The sequence below is a fragment of the Frankia sp. Hr75.2 genome, assembly GCF_949319125.1.
Lineage (GTDB): Bacteria > Actinomycetota > Actinomycetes > Frankiales > Frankiaceae > Parafrankia > Parafrankia soli.
The window spans coordinates 1-3799 of the sequence record NZ_CASGGV010000098.1 but is presented as its reverse complement, the minus strand read 5'-3'; the positions used below and the strand labels follow the sequence as shown (position 1 = coordinate 3799).

Sequence of the window (3799 nt, the reverse complement as noted above, 5' to 3'; positions counted from 1 at the left end):
ACGAGTAGTACTGATGATTAATGTGTGGTGTTAATGCGCCTGGTGATGGCCGTTGGTGTGCGGGTAGACCGTTTGTATGAGGTATGCGACGGGTGGCGGGTTGACGCCCGCCGAGCAGGTGGAACGGGAGCGAGTTCGGTTGGCCGCGGCTGATCGGTTCGCTGCGGGTGCGACACGGACGGAGGTGGCACGGGAATTCAAGGTGACCCTGAAGACGGCGGGCTGCTGGTATCGGGCGTGGGAAGCGGGGGGTGCGGCGGCGTTGCGGTCGACCGGTCCGTTGTCCTCGTGCCGGTTGGATGATCGGGATCTGGCCCGGTTGGAGGCGATCTTGCGCCGGGGGCCGGGGGTGTATGGCTGGATTGATCAGCGGTGGACCCTGGCTCGGGTCGCGCAGGTGATCAGGCGGGAGTTCGGGGTCACCTACACCGTGCCGGGGGTGTGGATGCTGCTGGACCGCAACGGCTGGTCGTGTCAGGTGCCGGCGCGCCGCGCGGTGGAACGTGACGACACCGCGGTGGCGGGCTGGTCCGCGCAGGGGTGGCCGGCGGTAAAACCACCGCGGCGACCCGGGACGCCTGGGTCTGTTTCTGCGACGAGACAGGGCAGGGCCTGAGGCCGCCACGCGGGCGGACGTGGGCACGGCGTGGGGTGACGCCGCTGGTGCGGGTACCAGGACGGGGCGGTGCCGGGCGGGTGAGTGTGATCGGGATGGTCTGCTACAAACCCGGACAGCGGGCCCGGCTGGTCTACCGGGCACGGGTCAGCCACGGCCGTCGCGGGGAGCGTAAAGGGCTGAGCTGGACGGACTGTCGGGATCTTCTGCTGGCCGCGCACGCGCAGCTGCCCGGGGGTCGGCTGGTGCTGGTGTGGGACCGGCTGAACATCCACCTCCAGGCGCGGATGGCCGCGTTCCTGGCCGCGCACACCGGCTGGATCAGTGTTGTGTGGCTACCGGCCTACGCCCCCGACCTGAATCCCGTCGAGGGTGCCTGGTCGTATCTGAAACGGACAACCCTGGTGCATCTGGCTGCCCGCGGTATCGACGAGGTCTTTCAGGCCGTCAAGCACGGGCTGAAACGCATGCAGTATCGGCCCGAGCTCCTCGTCGGGTTCTTTACCGAAACCGGACTGGCCTGGGAAGAACTCGGATCAACATAACTTCACACATTAATCATCAGTAGCGGATGAGTCGCGCTTCGTCTTTGTCTGTCCGCGAGCCGGGCAGTGGCAGGCGGCGTCCGCTGTTGTCGCACTCCGCATGGAACGGCATGTTGATCCTTCCCGGTGGGTGCACAGCCCGTACCGTCGGCCTCAGCCGTGTTCGGCAGGTCCAGCTATGCCGTTTCGGACGCGCAGACTGCGAGGTGGGGGTGGTTCCGACGACGATTCCAAGGTGATCGCCAGCGGGGACACCGGTGATGGTCAAAGGGGTCCATGGCCGCACGGCCTTGGCCATGGTCACCGACGGGTGGGGTGACCGCGACGGTGGTCCGGTCATCGCGAGCCGGGCCGCCGCGGTGGTGTCCTATGGCGTCGAACGCGTCGGGGACGAGCTGGGGGCGACTGGTCCGGTTCCCGGCACAGTTCGCTGGACAGCGCTGGCTCGCCTACACTGATGGGATCACAGAAGCCTGTGACACCCTCGGAGCCAAGGACGGCCCCCGAGACGGCCCGTTAGGTTCAGATCCAGACGAACGTAGCGAACCCCACGATGCTGGTCCAGGTGTCCGCGGCGACGTCGACCGCAAGCGGCCATGTCGCCACCGCGCAGGTCGCATACAGCGCCACCGTACCTGAGACGATCAGCTTCAACGACAACCTCACGGCTGGCGCCCTCCTGCGCTGCACTCTGTGCGTTTCCCTGACCGAAAAGGAGTCCCACGAGATCATTGTGCAGATCTTCGGGGTCCCTACCCAAGAGTGCTCCGCCCACGCCGCAAGGCGGATGCCGTCCCGCGTGATCTGATGTGTGTCGGGTTTACTGAAGTCAGTGACACGCCGGGGACTTGCCCCATCCGACGCTTAATAGATCAGGTTCTTGAGCCGCATGGCCCGTGGCGTATCTGCGTGTTCATCTCCGGCCTGTCAGGCGGTGAACGTCCGTACGCCACGTTCGTGCACTCGGCTCAGGATCGGCCGGCGGCGGATGTAGCTGTGACAGACAGGGGGCCGGGAACGTTCATGCGCTGAGCATCGGAGGGTTGCGCTCGTCGATCGCCGCTTGTGACGGCCGGTGGGATCACCTCGCAGCGTAGGACCACCGCCTCGCCTTCCAGGGTCTCGATGACCTCGCCGGTGGGCTGGTACACCACGGTGTGCGGGTTGAGCCACGACGTGCCGAAGGTAAGCGTCTGGCCAGGGCGGACCACGAAAGTGCCGCCGCGGAAAGGCCCGTCGGCCAGGATCGCAAGTGTCACGTCAGACAGCACCATGCTCGGTGACTCTAGGTGACAGGCTTGGGTGTCGCTATCCGCCGCCCAGCAATCAGGACGTTCCTCGCAGGGCAGCGACTTCCGTCGAAGCGTATGCCGCGAACGGCGAGCGTATGGCCTGATAGCCGGTAATACCGGGCGTTCTTCGCCGGCCGCGGGCAAGGCCACCAGCCCACCCAACTCTCGCCGATCCGGTGCCGCCTCGCCCCCTCACCGAACGCGCACAAGAAGCGGCGGTGAGGTTACTCTCTGCTATTCGCTGTGGTGTGTGGAGAGGAAGGGGAAGCGATGACACCGTCTACGGGACACCGGAACACGGCCACGTCGACCACGAAGGGCCCGGGGGCACGCACCCGACCCGGCCCGGAGCAGCCCGAGCCCGGAACGCAGGCGGCGACGGCGCGGACCACGACGATCCGGTTGCCGTTCATCACCGCCCAGTTCGAAACGGCGGGCCGGCCGGCCGGCGACGGGTGGCGGCTGGGTCCGCTCAGCATGCCCTCGCCCGGCAAGACCGCCTACTACCTGGGGCTGGGTGCGCTGGCAGTGGCGCAGGTCGTCGAGTGGCCAGTGGCTGCGGCGATCGCTGCCGGCACCTATGTTGCCCAGCACACCCGCGGCGAGGCCACCGCCCGTCCCCAGCCGGCATCGAGTGCTGCCGGGGACGAGCGGTCGGGCGTTTGAGGCCGGTGTTCCGGCTCGCGTCCAGCCGTGGTCGGGGAGAATAGGCGCGACGCTGGTCGGCGAGGTGGCCAGGCCGTCTCGCCGGCTGCAGCGGGTGTGGCGCCGGCCGGGCATCGCGCACGTCTAACCGCACGGCCACGCCCAGGATCCCCCACCACGCCTGTGGGCTCCAGAACCCCGGTCTCCCGCGCATGAGCGCATCGTTGCAGGTCAGCGCGTTGCAATAGTTGATTATGAAGTTCATCGCCGCAGGTCGCGGGTCTATGCGTGGAGAACGGCCCTAATGGCCGCCCGGTACCTGGCAATACCTGTTCAGTTTCGGTCGGCGTTGACACCTGTGGACGCCGGGTGACCGGCTTCCGATCATGCGAGTAGGGATACACACAGGTCACGCGTAGCGGCCCAGTGGGGCTTGACACTCTGGTCGGCACCCACCAGCGCGTCGGACCAGCCGCCCATTCGGCGCGTCGGAACGTCGCCAGACCGATCAACCCGGACCGATCAACCCGGGATGGCTACCTGGAGTGTCCGACCCCAGAGACGATGGCACCGTCCGGGTACGTGGGGACCCGGATGGTGTGCACCTGAGCATGCCAGATATGGCACAGTTACGCAAAGAGCCCATTTAAGTACATGCCGTACTATGATGCGAGCCCTTTCTCTTTGGCCGCGGATTGGCT

Annotated in this window: 5 protein-coding genes; 3 read left to right on the top strand and 2 right to left on the bottom strand. The window is 66.8% G+C overall.

All coding sequences use genetic code 11. The features are described 5' to 3' along the window. Positions 1–76: 76 nt before the first annotated feature. On the top strand, positions 77–616 hold the full coding sequence (locus AC559T_RS08925) for a winged helix-turn-helix domain-containing protein (protein ID WP_498868416.1): 540 nt from the start codon (positions 77–79) through the stop codon (positions 614–616). Next, positions 541–1161, top strand: a complete 621-nt coding sequence (locus AC559T_RS08920) for a transposase (protein ID WP_498868415.1) — start codon at positions 541–543, stop codon at positions 1159–1161. The genes AC559T_RS08925 and AC559T_RS08920 overlap by 76 nt, the downstream gene beginning before the upstream one ends. A gap of 522 nt (positions 1162–1683) precedes the next feature. Here the strand turns inward: AC559T_RS08920 and AC559T_RS08915 are convergent. Both AC559T_RS08915 and AC559T_RS08910 read right to left on the bottom strand, forming a co-directional pair. Next, positions 1684–1815: a hypothetical protein gene (locus AC559T_RS08915; protein WP_498868414.1), complete on the bottom strand. Its 132-nt coding sequence runs from the start codon at positions 1813–1815 to the stop codon at positions 1684–1686. Positions 1816–2129: 314 nt separating this feature from the next. After that, positions 2130–2435: a hypothetical protein gene (locus AC559T_RS08910; protein WP_498868413.1), complete on the bottom strand. Its 306-nt coding sequence runs from the start codon at positions 2433–2435 to the stop codon at positions 2130–2132. Positions 2436–2723: 288 nt separating this feature from the next. Here AC559T_RS08910 and AC559T_RS08905 point away from each other — a divergent pair, with 288 nt between their 5' ends. Beyond that, positions 2724–3119 carry a hypothetical protein gene (locus AC559T_RS08905; protein ID WP_498868412.1) on the top strand — a complete coding sequence of 132 codons (396 nt, stop codon included), beginning with the start codon at positions 2724–2726 and terminating at the stop codon, positions 3117–3119. The last annotated feature ends 680 nt before the right edge of the window (positions 3120–3799 follow it).

What these genes read in the sequence shown, in the direction of transcription:
- AC559T_RS08925 (WP_498868416.1), top strand. Translation starts at nt 77, where the DNA reads ATGAGGTATGCGACGGGTGGCGGGTTGACGCCCGCCGAGCAGGTGGAA.
- AC559T_RS08910 (WP_498868413.1), bottom strand. Translation starts at nt 2,435, where the DNA reads ATGGTGCTGTCTGACGTGACACTTGCGATCCTGGCCGACGGGCCTTTC.
- AC559T_RS08905 (WP_498868412.1), top strand. Translation starts at nt 2,724, where the DNA reads ATGACACCGTCTACGGGACACCGGAACACGGCCACGTCGACCACGAAG.